Genomic DNA, 19,787 nt, shown 5'->3' on the forward strand with positions numbered 1-19,787 from the left:
GGCGTCGGCAAGACCGAGCTGACCAAGGCGCTCGCCGAATTCCTGTTCGACGACGAAAAGGCCCTGCTCCGTATCGACATGAGCGAGTTCATGGAGAAGCACTCCGTGGCCCGTCTGGTCGGCGCGCCTCCGGGTTATGTCGGCTACGAAGAAGGCGGTGTGCTGACCGAGGCCGTGCGGCGTCGGCCCTATCAGGTCATCCTGTTCGACGAGGTGGAGAAGGCTCATCCGGACGTCTTCAACATCCTGCTTCAGGTGCTTGATGATGGTCGTCTGACCGATGGTCAGGGCCGTACGGTGGACTTCCGCAACACGCTGATCGTGCTGACCAGTAACCTTGGTTCCGACGTTCTGGCCAACCAGCCGGATGGCGAAACCACCGACATGGTACAGGCTCAGGTCATGGAAGTCGTCCGTGCGCACTTCCGTCCCGAGTTCCTCAACCGTCTGGACGAGATCGTGCTGTTCTCGCGGTTGCAGAAGAAGGACATGGCGCGGATCGTGGATATCCAGATCGCCCGTCTCCAGTCGCTGCTGACCGACCGGAACATCGTGATCAAGCTGGACGATCTGGCCCATCAGTGGCTGGCCAACGAAGGCTACGATCCGGTCTACGGCGCCCGTCCGCTCAAGAGAGTTGTGCAGCGCAGCCTGCAGAACCCGCTTGCAGAGCTTCTGCTCGAAGGCGCGATTCACGACGGCGAAGAGGTCAAGGTCTCGGCCAATGGCGATGGTCTGATCATCAACGGTCGCGAGGCGGCAACTGTTCTCGCCTGATCGATCAGGTAAATGACGTCATGAAAGAGGCTCCCGGTTTCGGGGGCCTTTTTCTTTTTGGGGAAACTACAGATCGCAATGAAACTGCTACGTTCAGGAGCAGGATCGCTGATCGGTCTCTTGCGTCTTTGTCCGCAGTCTGAGAAACCGGCCTCCTTCATCGGCGCGACAGGAACCTCTTCTCATGATCGAACGCTATACGGATCACGCCGCGAACGAACGCACCTTTCTTGCGTGGATACGAACGGCTCTGGCGCTGGTCGCTTTCGGTTGCGTTCTCGCAAAATTCGATCTGTTCCTGCGTCTTCTGGCAGTCCAGCATGCCATGCCTGCCCATCAGTCTTTCGCGTCCACCTCGCAGGTAGGCATTCTTACTGTGCTGACCGGCATTCTGCTGATTCCGGTTTCTTACTGGCGGTTCTGCAAGGTGAGAACGGCGCTGAATGAAACGAAAACCATGGATATTGCTCTGGCGAAGGTCGAGGGCATCCTGACCATTGTCCTGATCGCCCTCTGTCTGGCCGTGTTTGCTGTGCTGCTGCCTGCTGTTACAGGCTGACGGCAGCATCGCGTTTCCAAAACGCGATCATCGGTAGACCATGCCTCCATCGATCAGAACTGCCTGCCCTGTCATGTAATCGGAATCCGATCCCGCGAAATAGGATACGAGTGCAGCGACATCGTCAGGTGTCTCGGGGCGGCCAAGAGCGATACCTTCAACATATTTATTGAAGGTTGCTCCTTTCTCAGCCCCTGTGAGTTCGGCAAAAAGACTGTCGATTTCGACCCACATGTCGGTTCCCACAATGCCGGGGCAATAGGCATTCACTGTGATCCCCTTGCTGGCATATTCCTTGGCCGCTGCCTGGGTCAGCCCCCGCACGGCGAACTTCGTCGAGGAATAGAGTCCCAGCAACGCGTAAGCCTCATGACCGGCGATCGAACAGGCGTTGATGACCTTTCCTTTCTGCTGCCGCATCATGAACCGCTCTGCCGCCGCCTGAATGCCCCACAGGACACCCTGAACATTGATGCGATAAATCCGCTCGACATCTTCCGGCGTGACAGCGGCGATCGATTTGACCTGTGCAATGCCAGCGTTATTGATCATGACATCAAAACCGCCCAGCGTCTGATCAGCATGTTCCACGGCGGCCCGAACCTGCTCCCGGTCTCCGATATCCGCGCTGAAAGTGGTGCAGGTTCCTCCTTGTGCGTGAATCTCCTGCGCCACTCCATCCAGCGCTTCCCGTTTGATGTCGACCAGAGCGACGGCAAATCCGTCACGCACCAATCGCAGGGCAATGCCCCGACCAATTCCCTGCGCCGCCCCAGTCACCAGTGCGACTTTTTGTGATGCTGTCATGCTGAACTTCCTCTCTGGACATCGGCTTTGGCCGTGACACGGGAGCACATCACGCCTGCATCTCCGATGACTAAAGACGCAGTTTCAACCTCTCATCTTCGTGACAACACCTTGTCCATTCTGTCGCATAAGCGCGACAGGTCAGCGGAAAACATACTGGACTTCAATCAGCGGAGAGTTGGTCAGAAGCAATTCACAGGATCAATCCGGAATGGTTTCGGAATGGGTCAGCACCAGACCTTTTGCGCACGCCCCATGAGCGTTTGCTGTATGAGGCCGTAGAAAGAACACACCCGCTAACATCACCTGATTCACCATGAGATCATCAGGCCCTGAAGCGCTTTCCTTCAAACCTGAGAAACTTTTCCGTTCCGCTTTGCGTTCAGAGATTAACAGAACGGAGTATTTCCCATGGACCTTTTACGCTGGACCCTGATCTTTCTGGTCTTCGCCCTGATCGCAGCTGTGTTCGGTTTTTCCGGTATAGCCGCGAACTTTGCCTATATCGGCAAGATCCTGTTCTTCATCTTTATCGTCCTGTTCGTCATCAGCCTCTTGTTTGGCCGCCGAAGGGCCTGAGTAAACCGGCGATCAGAAGAACGAAAACTGCAAGGGCTGCCACTCCCTCCATCACGGTCAGGGAGATCGGCAGCCCGTTAAAAAGATAGGTCGGCAAGTCACACGGCTTGGAAGGCCGTAACGGCATGGAAGCCAGCCGCTCGGCCATTGTCGCACCTGTCAGATGCGGTGACAGACATTCCGGAAGCGGACTCTTCCAGAAACGCCATTCAACACCGGCATGAACTCCGACAAGAATAAGATCGACAAGTAACGCCGGCACGCCGAACCACGCCACGGTTCTGGCCCAGCGTCTGGGCACGAGCAGACCCACCGCTCCAATCACCACCAGCGCACGCCACGGCCAGCGTTCCCACAGACAGAGCGGACAAGGCGCTATGCCCAGCCCGTCCTGCACCCACCACACGAAAAGCATTGCCACAACCCCTGCAAAAATCAGCAGGAGATTGGGCAGGCGGACAGTTCCGGGCGTCTGTTTATTGAAAATTCTGCGTCGTGGCATCAGCACCATGCGCCAAGCTTTCTGTTCCACATGAAGGTCATGTGTTTTCGGGAAACGTGCGTATAGCAGCCTCCCATAGGAATTTCACCCGGTGCCGGTCTTTCTGGTGCGATTCAGGGCTTTCAGGAAATCCCGCGCCCAGGAACCCGCTGTCGTATTCCTGATTTCATTGTTCAGGATATTCCAGCGACGCCTGCGCTCTTCCTTTTTCATGGTCAGCGCCAGATGCAGGGCATCCGCAATAGCATCTGAATCATGAGGATTGACCAGCAGCGCTTCATCCAGTTCAGGCGCGGCTCCAGCCAGATGCGACAGGACAAGAGCACCGGGATTGTCCGGATTCTGCGCAGCCACATATTCCTTGGCGACCAGATTCATCCCGTCCCGTAACGGCGTGACAAGAGCCACATCGGCAAGACGATAGAACCCCGCCAGCGTCTGGCGCGCAATCGGGCGTGTCAGATAACGGATTGGCGTCCAGTCATAGGCGGCAAAAGCGCCGTTGATCCGCCCGATGGTTTCGTCCAGCTGACGACGCAACAGACGATATTCCTCGACCTCACCACGGGAAACCGGTGCGACCTGAAGATAGGTCACATGACGATGATGCTCCGGGTAGCGGATCAGCAGCTTTTCATATCCAAGAAAGCGCTCTTCAAGCCCCTTGGAATAATCCAGCCGGTCCACACCGATAATCAAAGGCTCATCGTGAAGGCTTTCCCTGAGTCGACGCACTTCAGGTCCATCGAAAGCATCCCGCGCCTCTTCGCTGAAGGAAACCGGGTCGATACCGATGGGACAGGCCACAACTCGGGAAGGGTCGGTCATCCCTTCGACACGCAGACATTCCCAGAGGTTCTGGGCGTCTTCTTCCGTCTGAACGCCGATGAGATCATAGGCCTTCATATCGTCCAGAAGCGCGGTCGCAGGCGGCAGGGCGCGGAACAGGCTCCAGGGCGGAAAGGGGATATGCAGGAAGAACCCGATGGGCACGGTGACTCCCAATTCCCGTAACGCCTGCGCCAGCGGGAAAAGATGATAATCATGCACCCAGATGATATCGTCGGGCTTCAGCAGAGGGGCGAGCACCCGGGCAAACATCCGGTTCACCTCAAGATACTGCTGCCAGTCGGCCCGCGCGTAATCCATCAGGCCAAGCCGGTAATGGCAGAGTGGCCAGAGAATGGCGTTTGAAAAACGCTGATAATAGCCGCGATGCTGCGCGTGAGTCAGGGGAATGGTCGCGTAGGTTACCGTTCCATGCGTATCCAGAGCCGGCACTGGGTCCACATCTGACGCCACCACCTGCCGACCAGACCAGCCGAACCACAATGTACTCTGGTCTTCACGCAGGGCATCAGCCAGACCAACCGCCAGACCACCCGCCGGCTTGTTCCTCTCCCGAGGATCCGGCACGCGATTGGAAACGATAACAAGACGCCCCATCGTTATGCTCCGTTACCCGCAGCAGGCCGGTCTTCGTCCCGAGAGGGCACCAGAGACGCCAGCCAGCTTCGGAAAACCCCGGGCGTAGGGAAATCCACAGGGATACGGAATCCAACTCCGCCCAGACGGACTGCGGCCCGAATAGCGTCCTCATCAGTCACATCGTCTCCGACAAATACCGGTCTGCGACCTGCGAACGGCGCATTTTCCATAAGCAGTTCGACTGCGTAGCCTTTGTCGACCCCGGCTGGGCGAATTTCCCATGCCATTTTTGCCGCCTGAATATGGAATTTGCCGCCCTCGTCCTTCACCCATGCCTCCGCTGCCTTACGGAGCTGCCCTTCTGCTTCCGGCGCTCCCCTGTAATGCAGAACGAAACCGCCGACCTTTCGTTCCAGCCGCGTGCCCGGCAAAGACGCAACCAACTCCTGCGCCTCGATCACCCACTGGCTGGGAACGGAGGGAAGCGCTGCCCGCTCAATGGGGCCGCCGGGACGATGACGAATGGCAATGCCGTGCTCTCCAGCGACGGCGAAAGGCACATCTCCGAGAAAAGCGTCAATCTGATCAATGGACCGCCCGGATATGACCGCCAGCGCATCACCGGTCGCTTCTCTCAGGGCAAGCAGCGTTTCCTTCAGACCCGGCGGCACAACCACAGACTCAGGCGTGGGAGCAATGTCGACAAGCGTGCCGTCAAAATCCAGCAGAAACGCCACCTGCCCCAGAGGCATGTGATTCCGCGTCAGGGTAATGGTGGGACCCTGAGGAGCCGAAGTCTTGTCCGAAGAACTCACGACAAAATGCCTTCCCTGCTCACCTGTTTCAGCCTGCATCTGCCCGGCTTATCCCGGAGAGCAGCGCATACAGGTCGTTATACTGATGGAGCCGCTACCTGCTGCGTAGAGTGCTCAGTTTCACCACAGCTTCCCCGGCATTACCATAGACCGACCGGGGTTCCTGCCCCGCATCCCGGTCGGGGCAACTTCAGGGTTGATCGCCCTCCGTTGCACCATGATCTGCCTGAGAGCCGGAAGAAGAAGGCGTCACATCCAGATTCTGCGGGGCAGCATTCCCACCATTTTCATCCTGCTCCTGACCGGATTGTGAACCATCAGGCTTTCTTCCAGGTAAAGGCGGAACCGGCGGACGCTCCAGCACGGGCAACATGGGCTGAACGTCGTTTCCTTCACAGGTCACGACATGCACATCATAGATCGGGCTTTCGAGAATCCCCAGCGATGGTTCAGCGGCCAGCATCCAGCCGTGAAAAACCGCTCCCTCAGCTCGTCGATCCTGAATATCGAGCCACGCCGCCGCATCCTGACGCGCTGTCGGAGCATGCAGCAGGCACCGCGTCACGCCGATGGCGAGCGTCTCATACTGAGACGTTCCGCCGACAGGAACCTTGATGGTTTCAACACGAGAATCAAGACGATTGAGCACCCGAACAACGGCCGTGCTTTTCCCCTGCCATGTGTTGGGCGGATACATGGCAGGAGGCGCCAGCGGCTCCGCTGCGAGAGCCGAACCAGCACCAATCAGAACGGAGGCCAGCCCCAGACACGCTTGAGCAGACCGTAACAGCATCTTTGTTCCTACCCCGTCTGTCATACTGAAGACTTGCTTCGTGGACTGGAGAGAGACGCCACAAGAGACGTCAGCATCTTTTTCATTTCGGCCTCATCCACACCCATCAGTACGGCATCTTCAAACGCGTCCTGCATCACGCCCTGCAACTCTTCCCAGTTCTGACGCAGAACCAGCAATTTTTCCGTGCAGGAAACCGGCGTTCCATCCGGCTGGGGCCAGAGCGCAGGCGTCTCCATCACGGCTGGGCCTCGCCCTTTGGCGCGTCCATTCCCTGCTTCGCTTTCGCCTGATTGGCCTGCGTCAGCGTATCCGTCACAGAGAAAATGAACTTGCTGAGCAACTGCTCCAGACTGATCGCCCCCTGCGTCTCGCTGATCTCACCGCCCGCCTTGAGCATCTTCGTGTCACCGCCGGGTGAAATGGCGATGTATTTACCGCCAAGCAGACTGTCGCTTGTGATGATGGCAGCGCTATCCACTGGCAACTGCACGTCCGGGCGGACCGTGAACACAACCTTCGCCTGAAAAGTCTTCGGATCCACGCCTGCGGACGCAACATGACCGATGGGGATCCCAGCCAGCTTCACATCGGAGCCGATGTCGAGACCATCAATATGAGAGAAACCGGCCTTGAGCTGGTAGCCCGCATCCGTCTTGCGACCGCTGCTGACCACGGCGAGCCCCAGCAGAAGCACGAATACGACGATCACAGCAAAACCCGCCACGAGCTCTACGGTCGGACGTGAATTACGCAGAGGCGGCAACGCCGCCGTCGCCGGCTGGGAAGTGGTCGAAACAGAACTCATGGGTTCTCACGCGTCTTTGTGATCATTCGTTCTTGTCGTCTGGAACGATGAAGTCTGACAAGCCCGATAGCGCAACTCTCTGGCAAGAATGTGCCCATAGCGACGCATTCGTCTGTTCAGACCATATGAAAAAAGCGCGTAAGGGTTTTCACCCTCGCCGCGCCTTTCAGCCTCATTCAATGCCGTAAAGGCTCAGCTTTCCGGTGTCCAGGCATCATAATCGCCAGTCGCAGACGGACGGTGACCACCCTTGTAGGCGCTGCCGGGTGGACGATAAGCCTCAGCCGTACCGGTCTTGTTCGGCTCATATGGCAACTGCCAGGGCTTGCGGGTCTCCATGGGGATCGGCTGATCTTCCATGTAATGCAGCCAGCCCCACCATTCAGGCGGCACGGCGGACGCATCCTCGCCCTTCTTGTAGATGACCCAGCGCTCATAGCGCTCGCCCCCGCCCGTCTTCCGGGTGGGTCGCCGCGACTCGTAATAGGCGCGACCATCGTTGTCCTTGCCCACAAAACGTCCATGCAGGCGGGTATGAAGAAGGGTGCCGAGCGTTGCCATGAAGAAGACCATAAGGAGTCGAACCGCCGCCGTCCACTGCCCACACGCCTGCTCTCGTTCACGTTACGCAGTACTCCTTCCGGAGCGCACAGAAAGCATCGCCATGCCGGTCAGAAGAGTAATTTCAGCCCTGTTTCGGGCCTGCTGAAAGTTATCCCCCATATCCTCGCTATTCCGACCATTATCCCCCCCTTATCCTCAGCCTGCCCCGCTTCCGCCCGCCTCTTGCGGAACGATAAGCTTCCGGCATGAACGCTCATCATTTCTGGAACGGTGTCGAAATGCGCACCGTCATGGCCTCCGCCGACCCTGATGCTCCGGCACGCGCCATTACGCTGCCCGCCGACTGGGATGACGAGGCCGCCTCCGCACTCGCAGAAATCGTTACCGGAATCGGTGCGGTTTCCCTGCCGCGAGAATCCGCACGCTGGATCGACTCCTTTACATCCGGTGCGCCGCAACCGGATGGACAGAGCGCAGCGCCATCACGCGGCGAGATCATCAGCGGGCGCTCGCTCGCATGGCTCCTGATCCTGAGACAGGCCGCGCCGACGCTTGCCGTCTGGCATGGGGCTTCCGACAGACGGCCCGGATTTGTGCTCAACCTCGCCGCCTTTGTCCTGCCGGGCGAAGACTTTGCCGCCGAGACGTTTGTTGCGGCGCTTCGTCTGCTATGCCTCGTTCTGCGCACGGATGCCCGCGTCAAGGCAGCGCGACGGAACGGCGAACTGCCGCTCGACGAGGCAATGCCTTCCGAGCCGACGCTGTTTGATCTGCCTGTCGCTTCACAGACGACAGAGTCCGCCCCAGCAGAAGCCGACATGACGGGCAATCTGCTTCCGGATGCACCGCTTCCGATTGTGGGTGAAATCCTGTTGACCAATCTGGACGCCTGCCTCGCCGCGCTTGGACTGGATTATGACAGTGATGATGGGCGTGACGCCGCATGTTCGATCGTCGCACTGACGACACTTGTTTCCCGTGAGGGCACAGGGTGCGACCACCTCCCTCTCATGCCGCATCGCCATGTCCTGCCGGGCCTGTCCGCTGCAATCCGGGATGCCTGGTCGCGGGCCGCTGTGGATACTGAAGCACCGGAAGCCCGCATTGAAACCGGCTTTTCCTCACCCGGTCCTGTCGATGCGCTGCTCGGTTGCGAAGCCTGTGGCCTCGCCCCCATCTTTTCCCCGCTTGGACCTGATGGACAGCTTGCCGCAAGCACGCTCAATCGACTGGCTGCACGGGGCCTGTCGGTGGAAACGGCCCTCGCCGCTTCTCTCGCAGGTGAAAGTCCGCTGCTTCTGCCGACGACCGACGCGCATATGCGGATGTATCGCGCCCTCGCCGGATTTGTGGACCGCGTTCCGGCCCGTCCTGATCCGACGATGGCGCCGCCGCCCCGCATCCTGCCACGCGGCACGTTGCAGCCGCTTCCCGAGCGTCATACCGGCATCGCCCAGAAAGCTTCCGTCGGCGGTCATCGCTTCTTCCTGCGAACGGCTGAATATGAAGACGGCACGCTTGGCGAGATTGCCCTGACACCGGCCCGCGAAAGCGCGATGGTGCGTGGTCTGATGGAGAGCTTCAGTCAGGCCGTGAGCATCGGTCTGCAATATGGCGCGCCGCTGGAGGATTTCGTCGAGCGGTTCGCCTACTCATCCTTCGGTCCCGCAGGCACTGTCGAGGGCGATCCGGTCACATCCTACGCCACGTCGATTCTGGATTATGCGTTCCGCGCCCTGTCCAATCTGTATCTGCAACAGCGTCTGCCCGACGCGCCGCACGAGGATGACAATCAGGGTAATTCACCGCTTCTGCCGTTCGACTTCAAAAGCGGAGAGACACCCAAACCTTCAACGCCGGGTGGACGGCGTGGATTGCGACTGGTCAGTTAGGTTCAAAATCCACTTGAGAGAAGAATGACAATTCACCGCTTGATCGATGAAGATCAAGCGGTGAACGTAAATGTTTCTGCTGTCTGAAAGCCTGATGGAACGGATTAAGCCGTTTTGTCTCTGACGCACCCAGTTCCGCACGTGGATGACCGTCGTGTTCTGAGCGGAATTGTTTACGTGATCGGTAACGGTCTTCAGCCGAAAAGACGCGCCGGGCAGACGCCTCTTTACCCAAAAGAGGGCTTTTCCTGCCACATCGAGTGCACAAAGAGCGGGCTGAACTGAAAGCGGTATGTCGTATATAGCGCTCAGGGCTAACCAGTTCAGCAACATCTGATCACAGGTAGCGACTTCAAGGCCACCGATGTTTTACTGACGGTCTGTCGGAAGAGACGGAAAAAGTTCGTTTGAAGCAGGCTCTATGTCAGCAACCGGATCAGATGCCCACCTGCAAAACGAAGCATCAGAGCGCGTTTCCATCAAAGAAGAATCGCACATAAAGCCACCTGACCGTTTAACGGTCAGGTGGCTGTTTCGTATTAAATCCAACCAGCGGTTAAATTCGTAGTTATTCCGGAAGTGCTTTCGCCATTTTCAAATGTTCCTCAAGAGCAGGTATCGTATCCCCAGCCCATTTTTTCAATGCTTCATTTTCACCGCTTTTCGCGTATCGTTTGAAAAGCGACAGCGCGTTCTCATGAGCAGAAATCTGATCCATACGATACTGCCTTACAAAACTATCGCCATGAAGACCGTTCAATGTGTCCAGTTTTGTCTTGTGTGTGTCATCAATAGAAGTCGGAAGGATACTTCCCTTACTGTTCTCACCAACAATCTGCTTCAGTTCAGATGATGTTTTCTGATGATCTGCGATCATTCTTGATGCAAATGCTTTAAGAGAGGCATTTGACAAAGCCATCTGACTGGACTGAATCTCAAAAAGATCACTCCAGGCAACACTCTGAATGAAATCATCCGTTTTGGGAGCAACTCCCATCATGGAGTTCAGACCCGTTTTCTCCGGAAGTGACTGTGCCAAAGCGGGCGTAGAAAAACACAACGCTATAGCGAACAAATACGATATTTTCATAGGAGTTTCCTTTTTCAAACCGTGATGCTTATTTAGACAATCCTGGAAATAAAGCCTCAATCATACGATCGCCTTTGACTATATTTTCCAGATTTTACAGTTTCCCATAAGCTTCGTTTTCTACAGGGCGAAAAACAAAACTTATGGGTGATAGACGGCTAAGAGAGTAAAATTCTGAACGATATGTTCATCTGAAAGTTGCGCATTTCCGCCTCAATAAATCCGATACAAAGCATTTTTTCTGCATCGAGAAACTTTCTTTCTTGATGGTCTTTGGAACTATACCCTCAAGGAGAAAATTCCATGCCAAATGAAGAAAAATTCCCACCCCAGAAGCAATCTGTTCCGGGTGACACACAAAAAATGAATCCAACTCCCGATCACGGAGAGGAAAGTTACCGAGGTTCAAACAAGCTTTCGGGCAAAGTCGCTTTGATAACTGGCGCTGATTCAGGAATAGGTCGAGCTGTCGCGATCGCCTTTGCTCGCGAAGGTGCTGACATTGCAATTGCTTATTATACAGAAGACAAAGATGCAAAGACGACAGCTGATTGGGTTCAACAGGCAGGTCGTCGTGCCCTCCTCATTCCGGGTGATATCCAGCAACAATCCCATTGCAATGAGATAATACAAAAAACAATCGATGAATTTGGACGGCTGGACATTCTTGTCAACAATGCCGCTCACCAGAAATCCGTGAATAATATTTCCGAAATAGATGAGAAAGAACTCGACACAACATTTCGCACTAATTTTTATAGTATGTTCTTTTTGTGTCAGGCGGCATTGCCGCACCTGCAAAGTGGGGCCTCAATTATTAATACGAGTTCCATTAACGCCGCTCAGCCATCTCCTCATCTGCCTGCTTATGCGGCCACAAAGGCAGCTATTTCCAATTTTACGGCTGGTCTTGCTCAAATGCTGGCTGAACGCAATATCCGCGTTAATGCTGTTGCACCAGGCCCTGTCTGGACACCTCTCATTCCGTCTACAATTCCGGAAGAAGCCATTACTGAATTTGGTAAAAACACCCCTATGGGCCGAGCAGCTCAACCAGCAGAACTGGCAGCCGCATACGTGCTGTTTGCTTCAGATGAGAGCAGTTATACGACCGGAGCAGTAATTCCTGTAACCGGAGGCAGATCAATGCTCTGACAGTAGAGCCTCTCAACAGGTGAAATTTATAGAAACCATTGCTTCACGGGGCCATCACAGGCCCTGTGATTTTTTTAAATATAATTCTATAGACAACAACCGTGTCATTATCTGCCTTCCTGAAATTCTCATCCTCATCATTCAAAAATATCTTTTACCCAATACATCCCAAGAAACCCTACCATGAGTTAAAAAACACATCACGTTGGTCGTAATATCGCTTCGTCCATATCACAGATCACACACTAACGTCCGTTTCCAACGCTTCTCTTCAGACTATGTTGAACCAGATAACTCCTTATTCAGTCACTCTGTTTACATATATATCCGAAGAGATCACGATTTGTGTGAAGGCAGAATGGAAGCAAGCATTTCCTTTGCCGATCCCATGATGACACTGGCACGCTCAGGTTCCGTCGGTAAAGAAGACAGGAATGCTTTTGCCTGCTGCAAAGTAATATGCGGAGGCAGCGGCGGCACGTTGGGATCTGTACGCGCTTCAAGAATGACCGGACGGTCGGCAGTCAGAACTTCGTCCCACGCGGCAGCTACTTTTTCGGGATCATCAACATAGATACCCTTTAGTCCCAGCAGTTCGGCATATTTGTGATAGGGAAAATCCGGAATGGATTGTGTAGATTCCGTCTTTCCCTTGCCAAGCTGAATACGTTCTTCCCATGTCACCTGACTGAGATCCTGATTATTCAAAACAAGAACAATCAGTTTCGGATTCGACCACTGTTTCCAGTATTTGGAAATTGTAATCATGACATTCAGGCCGTTCATCTGCATGGCGCCGTCACCCATACACGCAATGACGGTACGCTCAGGATAAGCCATCTTCCCTGCCATCGCGTAAGGTGTTCCTGCTCCGAGCGACGCCAGTCCACCCGACAGGGAGGCTTTCATTCCACGGCGCATTTTGAGATCACGCGCGTACCAGTTGGCGACGGAACCAGAGTCAGCAGTGATGATGGCGTTCTCGGGCAAGCGTGGCGAAAGTTCCCAGAATACACGCTGAGGGTTGAGAGGCTGGGCGCTGGTCATGGCGCGTGCTTCCAGAACCTTCCACCAATCGGCGACTTCTTTCTCGATCTGTACGCGCCACGACCGGTCCTCGTTGCGGTGAAGCAGCGGGATCAGGGCGCGCAGGGTTGCCGCGCTATCGCCCTGAAGATTGATTTCCATGGGGTAACGCAGTGACAGGTTGGCTCCATTGATGTCGATCTGCACACCACGCGCCTGTCCCGGTTTCGGCAGAAATTCGCTGTAGGGAAACGATGATCCGACCATCAGAAACGTGTCGCATCCCTTCATGAGATCCCATGAAGGCTTCGTACCCAGCAGGCCGATCGAACCCGTGACAAAGGGTAGTTCATCGGGAACCGCGGCTTTTCCCAGAAGCGCCTTGGCGATGCCAGCACCGAGAATTTCCGCGATCTCCAGTAGTTCATCTGTTGCCTCAAGGGCACCGGCCCCCACAAGGATGGCGATTTTCTTTCCTGCATTAAGTATATCAGCTGCCGCGCGAAGACCTGCGTCCTCTGGTACTTTGCTGCCAATTGTCGTTCCGATGCCTGTATGGGTCGAACCATGCTCCATCGGCGGATCGGAATAGGACAACTCCTGCAAATCATTGGGCACAATGACGACCGTAGGCGACCGTTTATCACGGGCAATACGTACGGCACGATCAATGGCATGCCGCATTTGTGATGGTTCAGTGACTGTCACAATGTATTCGCATGCCACATCCTTGCAGAGCGATTGCAGATCGACTTCCTGCTGATAATTCGAGCCAATTGCCGTTCGCGCTTGCTGACCCATGATCGCCACGACGCCGACATGATCGAGTTTAGCATCGTAAAGTCCGTTCAGAAGATGGATTGCGCCCGGTCCGGATGTGGCGAAACACAGCCCCACCTGCCCGGTAAACTTGGCATGAGCCGTAGCCATGAAAGCCGCCATTTCTTCATGTCTTACTTGAATATATTCAATGTGGCCTGCATCAACTTCCTTCTGCAAAGCGATATCAATGCCACCAGCACCATCACCAGGATAACCGTAAGCACGCTTGAGGCCCCATTCCTGAAGACGTTTCCATAGGAATTCGCTGACGTTCATCTCGCCCTCCTTTTTGGAAGAAGTTTATAAAAACCAGAAATGCTTTGTATGATCGTATTTTCTGAGAAAATTCACCCAACGTATCGACAGAAGGAACATCAATCCCTTCTTATTACAGGAAGATTTTTTCTAATCTTTATCTATAGAACACTATCATCCACCGAATATTACTTCGATATCATCGCAGAGAATTCGTTTTATTTTGAAATACAGACTACAAACCACACTGGATAGATCTTCGGTCAAAAAAGATCCAATTTCCGTTTGACCCACCTTGTAAAAGAAGAATTACAGAGACTTTTCCCTGCTCTCTCCATGTCAAGGAAGGTCAAACCTCTCGCTCAACCGAAGAAGTTCTGCAGCTTCAGACAGCATGCAGGTTCACGCCTTTTTCAGCGATGCGTGTCAGCTTCTGATCTGCCGACTTCTCTTCCTCAAGTGTCTGCTTCAGGACCGCTGCACAATCGGGGCGACCAAGTTGTGTGGCATAAGCAATAAGGCTGCCGTAACGGGTTATTTCATAATGTTCCACGGCCTGAGCTGCTGAAAGCATGGCGGCGTCACAAACCTCGGCATCATCACAATCACTGATAATGTCTTTTGCTTCGGCAAGGATTCCATCCATAGCCGGACACGTGACCCCTTTGACGGGCTGGTCATGCATCTGGAACACCCGCTCCAGCCTACGGACTTGCTCCTCTGTTTCAGTCAGATGATGCTGAAAAGCCGCTTTCAATTCAGGATCTGTCGCGCTGTCCACCATGGTTGGCAGATTCTTTATGATCTGATTTTCAGCATAATAGATATCCTGAAGTGTATGCACGAACAGATCATCAAGAGTCTTTATAGGATGTGAGAAAAAGCCCATGGGTTTTCTCCATTTTCAAAAACATATCCCTAGCCTCACTGGCGCGGGATGATGCGTAAATTGATGGGAACATTTGATTTTCGGGAACACCAGCACATCGCCGATGTTCCCTCTAGCTGACAGCAAATCAGCTCTTCTTGTGGCTTTGCTGTCCTGCTTTGACATGCTGTTCATGCGTGCCGCCCCGTGTGCTGGAGCCATGCTCGCCTTCCCCTTTCTCGCTATGCGATGTGCCTGCATTCTTGTGGCTTTGCTCGCCCGCCTTGACGTGCTGTTCGTGAGTGCCGCCACGCGTACCAGAAGCATGTTCACTTTCGTTCTTTTCGCCATGAGAAGAACCAGCATTTTTATGGCTTTGTTCGCCAGCTTTTACATGCTGTTCGTGACTACCACCTTGGTTTGCCATTTTTCCATTCCTCTTTTTTGATACAGGGACGATTGCACATTCAACCGTCCTCATGACAAACCACCTAGTTTGAATGAAGTTTCGAAAATTCTAGGGAAATTACAAAATATTGAGGAATAAACTGATTAAAAATAAAAATGCAAAACAGATTCATGTTTTGAAATCGATAAATTTCCAACCCATGACTGATTGGATTATTTGGCATACTGATTATCAACCTCAGAATACAGACAGCCGAATCTGATGTGTTACGAAAATTAATTACAATATAAATCATAAATTTTTATAAAATAAACTAAATACACAATAATTTATTATAAAATTTTACATTTCTTTTTTTGAAATAAATTGAAAATATTCAAATTTTTAATTTAATATACTTCACATAAAAACACCTTTTATTTAACCACAATTAATCAGAGATTCCTTCTTATAAATCCTGAAAAAATCTCGAATTATCTTTATCCAATATATTTCTCCACTCTCAAAAAGAATAACTCTTCCTACAGCAGCACTTCTTCTCCACCATCGTCAGTCGTGTCGAGGCTTCGCAACTGCCGGGCCACAACCCGTGTGCGCTGCCGTGCGTCCTCAATCGTCGAACTCATCGACTGGGCGTTGCGCGACAGTTTTTCGAGAACACCGTCCATTTTCAGCATTTCCTGACGTGTCGCACCAAGCAGTCGGGCAATGGTGTCCGTGCGTTCTTCAAGAGAAAGCGTGACATAGCCAAGATGAATGGTACGCAGGAGAGCAGGCATCAATGATGGCCCCATGATCAGAACACGGTATGTACGGCCAATCTCGTCAATCAGTCCTGGCGCACGGGCCACTTCCGCATAAAGACCATCTGTCGGCAGATAAAGAACAGCGAACTCCACCGTTTCGGGTGGCACGATGTATTTGGAAGCAATCTTGCGCGCCTCCATCTTCACCGTATTTTCCAGAGCCCGCCGAGAACCACGTTCCGCATCCTTGTCATCCTGCGCAACGGCGTCGAGCAGTCGCTCATAGGCTTCTGTCGGAAATTTGCTGTCTATGGCGAGCACCGGCGGATTCGACCCCCGCACAGGCATACGCACAACAAATTCGACGACCTCACGCCCCTGCCCAAGACGACGGTTGGCCTCGAAGGTACCTGGAGGAAGCACATCCTCCAGAATGGCACGCAGTTGCGCCTCCCCCCATCCACCGCGTGTTTTGACATTGCCAAAGAGACGCTTGAGATCGCCAATCTGCGCCGTCATTGCAGACACTTCGCCCATAGCTTTCTGCATGGCCGAAAACTGCTCCAGCACGCGCTGGAAGGATGTCTGCATCTGACGCTCAACCGCTGCGTGCAGCTGCTCCGTGACTGCACCGCGGATGGCGTTCAACTGAAGCGCACTCGCCTCCGCCATTTCCCTCAGCGCTTCGGACTGCACCGCCCGGGCCTCCGCCTGATCCTTGCCGAGTGCGCCGGACAGATGAGCCACGCGTTCCATCAGTTCAGCCCGCATCTGCTCGACACGACCGATCAGCGCCCGTTCGGTTTCCGCCAGCCTGATCCGCTGCTGTTCAGCTTCGGCACGGCGCACTCCGGCCTCTCGCTCCACCAGCACATAAAGCCGCGCCAGCAGGTCGCTGTCACTCTCCCCACCAGAAGTTGAACGGTAACGCAGAACTATGAACAGCAGAAAAGCGATTATCAGACAGGCGCACACCAGCAGCCCAATCCACAGACCGGTTTCAGGGGAGCCCGCAGACGTTGGAATCATGACTCACTGTGCTTTCTGAACGATCGAACGCCTTCCCTCTAACAAATCAGAACAAAACAAGAAAGTGCTGCTGAATTTGGCGCAAAGCCTTTGTCCTGTTATCGAAACCATTCCATCCACCGCCTTGCTGCTGTGACAGGACCAACAACAACAAGAATTCTCCTGTACGGGATCACTCAAAGAACCATGATAATGACAGAAACCTCTTCTCCATCCCCTCGGCGGCAACTCTGGAAAAGCCTGTATGTGCAAGTTCTGGTGGCCGTGGTGGCCGGTGTCCTGCTTGGCTACTTTGATCCCGGACTGGGGGCCGCCCTGCGACCGCTGGGCGACGGCTTCATCAAGCTGGTAAAAATGGTGATTGCGCCGGTCATCTTTCTGACCGTCTCAACAGGCATTGCCGGAATGGGCAATCTCGGCAAGGCGGGACGGATTGGCGCAAAGGCCATGACCTACTTCCTGTTCTTCTCAACCCTTGCGCTGATTGTGGGCATGGTGGTCGCCAACATTGTCCAGCCCGGGGCCTCGATGCATGTGGACGTGCGCTCCCTTGATGCCGCCAGCGTCGGCACTTATGTCGAACGGGCGAAGGAACATTCCTTCTCCGACTTCCTGCTGCAGATCATCCCGACAACCACGGCCAGCGCCTTCACCTCTGGCGAGATCCTTCAGGTTCTGTTCGTCGCCATCGTGTTCGGCATCAGCCTGTCGCAGATGGGACCACGTGGCGAGCCTGTTCTCAAGCTGTTCAAACAACTCACCGAACTTGTCTTCGGCGTGGTCCGCATTGTCATGCTGGCAGCCCCTATCGGCGCTTTCGGAGCCATGGCGTTCACCATCGGCAAGTTTGGGATTGGCTCCGTCATCAGCCTGATCTGGCTGGTGGCCACATTCTACTTCACCTCAATTCTGTTCATTCTTCTTGTTCTGGGAATTGTCACGCGCCTGTGCGGTTTTTCGATCATCAAACTACTCCGCTATCTGCGCGAGGAACTGCTGATCGTGCTGGGAACGAGTTCTTCAGAATCTGCCCTCCCCACCCTGATGTCCAAGCTGGAAGCCGCAGGTTGCGATCGTCCCATCGTCGGACTGGTCGTGCCGATGGGCTATTCCTTCAATCTTGACGGGACCAACATCTACATGACGATTGCCGCCCTGTTCGTGGCGCAGGCAACGGATGTGCATCTTTCTCTGGGAGAACAGCTGGCGCTGCTGCTCGTCGCCATGGTCAGCTCCAAGGGAGCCGCAGGTGTTACAGGCGCAGGCTTTGTCACACTGGCCGCAACACTGTCCGTCGTGCCGTCCATTCCGGTCGCAGGCATGGCGCTGATCCTCGGCGTGGACAAGTTCATGTCCGAGTGTCGCTCCCTGACCAATATTGTCGGCAACGCTGTCGCAACCATTGTGGTAGCGCGTTGGGAAGGCGCACTGGACATGGACAAGTTGCAGGACGCCTTGGCAGGCAGGCTTCCTCCGCCGGAAGCACTAGCTTTGGACAATGCCGCAGCCGATCATGATGAAATACCGGACGAAGGAGTCCATGGTTTTCATTAAGGCAGGAGAGCATCCTGATTTGTTTGTGAAGCGTCTCACCTAATCAGCCAGCGCTATTCCTTCCTCCTTTCAGGGAAGGAATAGGAGGCTCTTTCATACCAAGGACAACAACTCTCATGTCGTGATGAAGACAGACCCCGCAGATCAGGACGTGAAAACGATCGCCTTGTTTCCATTCAGGATCGTCCGCATCTCGATGTGATAGCGCACGGCCCGTGACAGAACACGGCGCTCGATATCACGCCCCTTGCGGATCAGATCTTCCGGGCTGTCAGCGTGCGAGATACGCTCCACATCCTGCTCAATGATCGGACCTTCATCCAGATCACTGGTTACATAATGTGCGGTCGCACCAATCAGTTTTACGCCCCGGTTCCATGCCTGATGATAGGGGCGCGCGCCCTTGAATCCCGGCAGGAACGAGTGATGGATGTTGATGCAGCGTCCCGAGAAGGCGGCAGCCATCTCATTGGACAGGATCTGCATATAGCGCGCCAGCACGACGAGTTCCGTCTGACTCTCCTGAACGAGCGAGAAAATACGCGCTTCCTGTTCGGTCTTCGTGTCTTTCGTGATCGGCAGATAATGGAAGGGGATGCCATAGAAATCGACATCGCGGTAGGTCTCTTCAGGGTGGTTGGCGATGATCCCGACAGGATCGATCTGCAGCTCACCAATCCGCCAGCGATACAGAAGGTCCACAAGACAGTGATCGAATTTCGACATAAGGATCATGACCTTGGGACGATAGGACTGACAGTTCAGCCTGTATTTCATCCCGAACCGATTTGTGACCGTCTCGATAGCCTCGCGAACTTCGGCTTCTGAGTGACCGCTTTTCCTCACATCGAACATGATGCGCATGAAAAAGCTGCCACTGCCCGTGTCATCGAACTGCTGCGCTTCAGTGATATTCGCCCCTGCTTCAAACAGGGTCTGGCTTAGAGCGGCCACGATGCCCGGCTGATCCGGACAGCTCAGCGTCAGAATGTAGCCTTTGCCATCAGGAGAGAGCGTCGTCATACACACAAGTCCAATTTCTGAAGAAAAAACCATTGAGCGTAACAGGAAAACTTCTGGTCGGCCCACTGCCTGCCTTGGAAAGCCAATAGGGACAGCAGGCATTTCCTCCCATGGCTCATAAAGGGCAGAGCATATCCTGCCAACATTAAGACGGTATGATGGGTGTGGGGCAGTGACGAATACAGCCTTGCGCCTACCGTCTCTACCCGGATTATGCTTCTGCCGCTCAGCGTCCGTCTTGGGTACCATTTGCCGTCTCGAAGTGTCCTTCAGGCGCTCATCAGCA

The 19,787-nt window shown here is 54.3% G+C and carries 20 protein-coding genes; 6 read left to right on the forward strand and 14 right to left on the reverse strand.

Going from position 1 to position 19,787, the window contains the following annotated elements:
• Both B3759_RS02120 and B3759_RS02125 read left to right on the forward strand, forming a co-directional pair.
• On the forward strand, positions 1-777 hold a 777-nt coding region (locus tag B3759_RS02120; RefSeq protein WP_291363158.1), incomplete at its 5' end, for an AAA family ATPase.
• A gap of 184 nt (positions 778-961) precedes the next feature.
• Positions 962-1,336, forward strand: coding sequence for a YidH family protein (locus tag B3759_RS02125; protein ID WP_291363160.1), 375 nt, complete (start codon positions 962-964; stop codon positions 1,334-1,336).
• 27 nt (positions 1,337-1,363) lie between these two features.
• On the opposite strand, the gene B3759_RS02130 is transcribed toward B3759_RS02125, so the two are convergent.
• Complete coding sequence (locus B3759_RS02130; protein WP_291363162.1) at positions 1,364-2,143, reverse strand: acetoin reductase; 780 nt, start codon at positions 2,141-2,143, stop codon at positions 1,364-1,366.
• A gap of 411 nt (positions 2,144-2,554) precedes the next feature.
• On the opposite strand from B3759_RS02130, the gene B3759_RS02135 reads away from it, so the two are divergent.
• A complete protein-coding gene (locus B3759_RS02135) occupies positions 2,555-2,722 on the forward strand; it encodes a DUF1328 domain-containing protein (RefSeq protein ID WP_291363164.1) in 168 nt (55 codons plus the stop codon).
• Here the strand turns inward: B3759_RS02135 and B3759_RS02140 are convergent.
• The 7 genes from B3759_RS02140 to B3759_RS02170 all read right to left on the reverse strand — a co-directional run bounded on the left by B3759_RS02140 (position 2,691) and on the right by B3759_RS02170 (position 7,641).
• Entirely contained in the window at positions 2,691-3,254 is a 564-nt protein-coding gene (locus B3759_RS02140) for a disulfide bond formation protein B (protein ID WP_291363166.1), read from the reverse strand. The two genes, B3759_RS02135 and B3759_RS02140, sit on opposite strands and share 32 nt — an antisense overlap.
• A 54-nt stretch (positions 3,255-3,308) precedes the next feature.
• Positions 3,309-4,670 carry an alpha,alpha-trehalose-phosphate synthase (UDP-forming) gene (locus B3759_RS02145; RefSeq protein WP_291363168.1) on the reverse strand — a complete coding sequence of 454 codons (1,362 nt, stop codon included), beginning with the start codon at positions 4,668-4,670 and terminating at the stop codon, positions 3,309-3,311.
• A 2-nt stretch (positions 4,671-4,672) separates the two neighbouring features.
• Positions 4,673-5,404 carry a trehalose-phosphatase gene (gene otsB / locus B3759_RS02150; protein WP_291363257.1) on the reverse strand — a complete coding sequence of 244 codons (732 nt, stop codon included), beginning with the start codon at positions 5,402-5,404 and terminating at the stop codon, positions 4,673-4,675.
• Between the two features lie 253 nt (positions 5,405-5,657).
• Positions 5,658-6,260: a DUF2155 domain-containing protein gene (locus tag B3759_RS02155; protein ID WP_291363170.1), complete on the reverse strand. Its 603-nt coding sequence runs from the start codon at positions 6,258-6,260 to the stop codon at positions 5,658-5,660.
• A gap of 20 nt (positions 6,261-6,280) precedes the next feature.
• A complete protein-coding gene (locus B3759_RS02160) occupies positions 6,281-6,499 on the reverse strand; it encodes a hypothetical protein (protein WP_291363259.1) in 219 nt (72 codons plus the stop codon).
• On the reverse strand, positions 6,499-7,068 hold the full coding sequence (mlaD, locus tag B3759_RS02165; protein ID WP_291363172.1) for an outer membrane lipid asymmetry maintenance protein MlaD: 570 nt from the start codon (positions 7,066-7,068) through the stop codon (positions 6,499-6,501). Before mlaD ends, B3759_RS02160 begins: the two co-directional genes overlap by 1 nt.
• Before the next feature lie 192 nt (positions 7,069-7,260).
• Positions 7,261-7,641 (reverse strand): NADH:ubiquinone oxidoreductase subunit NDUFA12, encoded by a 381-nt coding sequence (locus B3759_RS02170; RefSeq protein WP_291363174.1) that lies wholly within the window; start codon positions 7,639-7,641, stop codon positions 7,261-7,263.
• Between the two features lie 236 nt (positions 7,642-7,877).
• Here B3759_RS02170 and B3759_RS02175 point away from each other — a divergent pair, with 236 nt between their 5' ends.
• A complete protein-coding gene (locus B3759_RS02175) occupies positions 7,878-9,524 on the forward strand; it encodes a vitamin B12-dependent ribonucleotide reductase (protein ID WP_291363177.1) in 1,647 nt (548 codons plus the stop codon).
• Between the two features lie 568 nt (positions 9,525-10,092).
• Here B3759_RS02175 and B3759_RS02180 read toward each other — a convergent pair.
• Complete coding sequence (locus B3759_RS02180) at positions 10,093-10,614, reverse strand: DUF4142 domain-containing protein (protein ID WP_291363178.1); 522 nt, start codon at positions 10,612-10,614, stop codon at positions 10,093-10,095.
• A 303-nt stretch (positions 10,615-10,917) separates the two neighbouring features.
• Here B3759_RS02180 and B3759_RS02185 point away from each other — a divergent pair, with 303 nt between their 5' ends.
• The gene (locus tag B3759_RS02185) at positions 10,918-11,769 is read left to right on the forward strand and encodes a glucose 1-dehydrogenase (protein WP_291363180.1); all 852 of its coding nucleotides are present in this window, start codon (positions 10,918-10,920) and stop codon (positions 11,767-11,769) included.
• Between the two features lie 336 nt (positions 11,770-12,105).
• Here B3759_RS02185 and B3759_RS02190 read toward each other — a convergent pair whose 3' ends face one another.
• The 4 genes from B3759_RS02190 to B3759_RS02205 all read right to left on the reverse strand — a co-directional run bounded on the left by B3759_RS02190 (position 12,106) and on the right by B3759_RS02205 (position 16,924).
• Positions 12,106-13,893 carry a thiamine pyrophosphate-requiring protein gene (locus B3759_RS02190; protein WP_291363182.1) on the reverse strand — a complete coding sequence of 596 codons (1,788 nt, stop codon included), beginning with the start codon at positions 13,891-13,893 and terminating at the stop codon, positions 12,106-12,108.
• A gap of 364 nt (positions 13,894-14,257) precedes the next feature.
• Complete coding sequence (locus B3759_RS02195; protein WP_291363184.1) at positions 14,258-14,761, reverse strand: ferritin-like domain-containing protein; 504 nt, start codon at positions 14,759-14,761, stop codon at positions 14,258-14,260.
• Positions 14,762-14,888: 127 nt separating this feature from the next.
• Positions 14,889-15,221 (reverse strand): hypothetical protein, encoded by a 333-nt coding sequence (locus B3759_RS02200; protein WP_291363186.1) that lies wholly within the window; start codon positions 15,219-15,221, stop codon positions 14,889-14,891.
• Positions 15,222-15,670: 449 nt separating this feature from the next.
• Positions 15,671-16,924 carry a DNA recombination protein RmuC gene (locus tag B3759_RS02205; RefSeq protein WP_291363188.1) on the reverse strand — a complete coding sequence of 418 codons (1,254 nt, stop codon included), beginning with the start codon at positions 16,922-16,924 and terminating at the stop codon, positions 15,671-15,673.
• Positions 16,925-17,116: 192 nt separating this feature from the next.
• Here B3759_RS02205 and dctA point away from each other — a divergent pair, with 192 nt between their 5' ends.
• On the forward strand, positions 17,117-18,478 hold the full coding sequence (gene dctA / locus B3759_RS02210; protein ID WP_291363189.1) for a C4-dicarboxylate transporter DctA: 1,362 nt from the start codon (positions 17,117-17,119) through the stop codon (positions 18,476-18,478).
• A 144-nt stretch (positions 18,479-18,622) separates the two neighbouring features.
• Here dctA and purU read toward each other — a convergent pair whose 3' ends face one another.
• Entirely contained in the window at positions 18,623-19,501 is an 879-nt protein-coding gene (purU, locus tag B3759_RS02215; protein ID WP_291363191.1) for a formyltetrahydrofolate deformylase, read from the reverse strand.
• Between the last annotated feature and the right edge of the window lie 286 nt (positions 19,502-19,787).

It is taken from the genome of Acetobacter sp. UBA5411 (assembly GCF_002409645.1).
Taxonomy (GTDB): Bacteria; Pseudomonadota; Alphaproteobacteria; order Acetobacterales; family Acetobacteraceae; genus Acetobacter.

Excerpts from the sequence above, each read along its gene's own strand:
- B3759_RS02170 (WP_291363174.1), bottom strand. The coding sequence starts at position 7,641 with ATGGTCTTCTTCATGGCAACGCTCGGCACCCTTCTTCATACCCGCCTG.
- B3759_RS02205 (WP_291363188.1), bottom strand. The coding sequence starts at position 16,924 with ATGATTCCAACGTCTGCGGGCTCCCCTGAAACCGGTCTGTGGATTGGG.
- B3759_RS02175 (WP_291363177.1), top strand. The coding sequence starts at position 7,878 with ATGAACGCTCATCATTTCTGGAACGGTGTCGAAATGCGCACCGTCATG.
- B3759_RS02180 (WP_291363178.1), bottom strand. The coding sequence starts at position 10,614 with ATGAAAATATCGTATTTGTTCGCTATAGCGTTGTGTTTTTCTACGCCC.
- B3759_RS02185 (WP_291363180.1), top strand. The coding sequence starts at position 10,918 with ATGCCAAATGAAGAAAAATTCCCACCCCAGAAGCAATCTGTTCCGGGT.
- B3759_RS02145 (WP_291363168.1), bottom strand. The coding sequence starts at position 4,670 with ATGGGGCGTCTTGTTATCGTTTCCAATCGCGTGCCGGATCCTCGGGAG.
- dctA (WP_291363189.1), top strand. The coding sequence starts at position 17,117 with ATGACAGAAACCTCTTCTCCATCCCCTCGGCGGCAACTCTGGAAAAGC.
- B3759_RS02155 (WP_291363170.1), bottom strand. The coding sequence starts at position 6,260 with ATGCTGTTACGGTCTGCTCAAGCGTGTCTGGGGCTGGCCTCCGTTCTG.
- B3759_RS02125 (WP_291363160.1), top strand. The coding sequence starts at position 962 with ATGATCGAACGCTATACGGATCACGCCGCGAACGAACGCACCTTTCTT.
- mlaD (WP_291363172.1), bottom strand. The coding sequence starts at position 7,068 with ATGAGTTCTGTTTCGACCACTTCCCAGCCGGCGACGGCGGCGTTGCCG.
- otsB (WP_291363257.1), bottom strand. The coding sequence starts at position 5,404 with ATGCCTCTGGGGCAGGTGGCGTTTCTGCTGGATTTTGACGGCACGCTT.
- purU (WP_291363191.1), bottom strand. The coding sequence starts at position 19,501 with ATGACGACGCTCTCTCCTGATGGCAAAGGCTACATTCTGACGCTGAGC.
- B3759_RS02200 (WP_291363186.1), bottom strand. The coding sequence starts at position 15,221 with ATGAGGACGGTTGAATGTGCAATCGTCCCTGTATCAAAAAAGAGGAAT.
- B3759_RS02195 (WP_291363184.1), bottom strand. The coding sequence starts at position 14,761 with ATGGGCTTTTTCTCACATCCTATAAAGACTCTTGATGATCTGTTCGTG.
- B3759_RS02135 (WP_291363164.1), top strand. The coding sequence starts at position 2,555 with ATGGACCTTTTACGCTGGACCCTGATCTTTCTGGTCTTCGCCCTGATC.
- B3759_RS02130 (WP_291363162.1), bottom strand. The coding sequence starts at position 2,143 with ATGACAGCATCACAAAAAGTCGCACTGGTGACTGGGGCGGCGCAGGGA.
- B3759_RS02190 (WP_291363182.1), bottom strand. The coding sequence starts at position 13,893 with ATGAACGTCAGCGAATTCCTATGGAAACGTCTTCAGGAATGGGGCCTC.
- B3759_RS02160 (WP_291363259.1), bottom strand. The coding sequence starts at position 6,499 with ATGGAGACGCCTGCGCTCTGGCCCCAGCCGGATGGAACGCCGGTTTCC.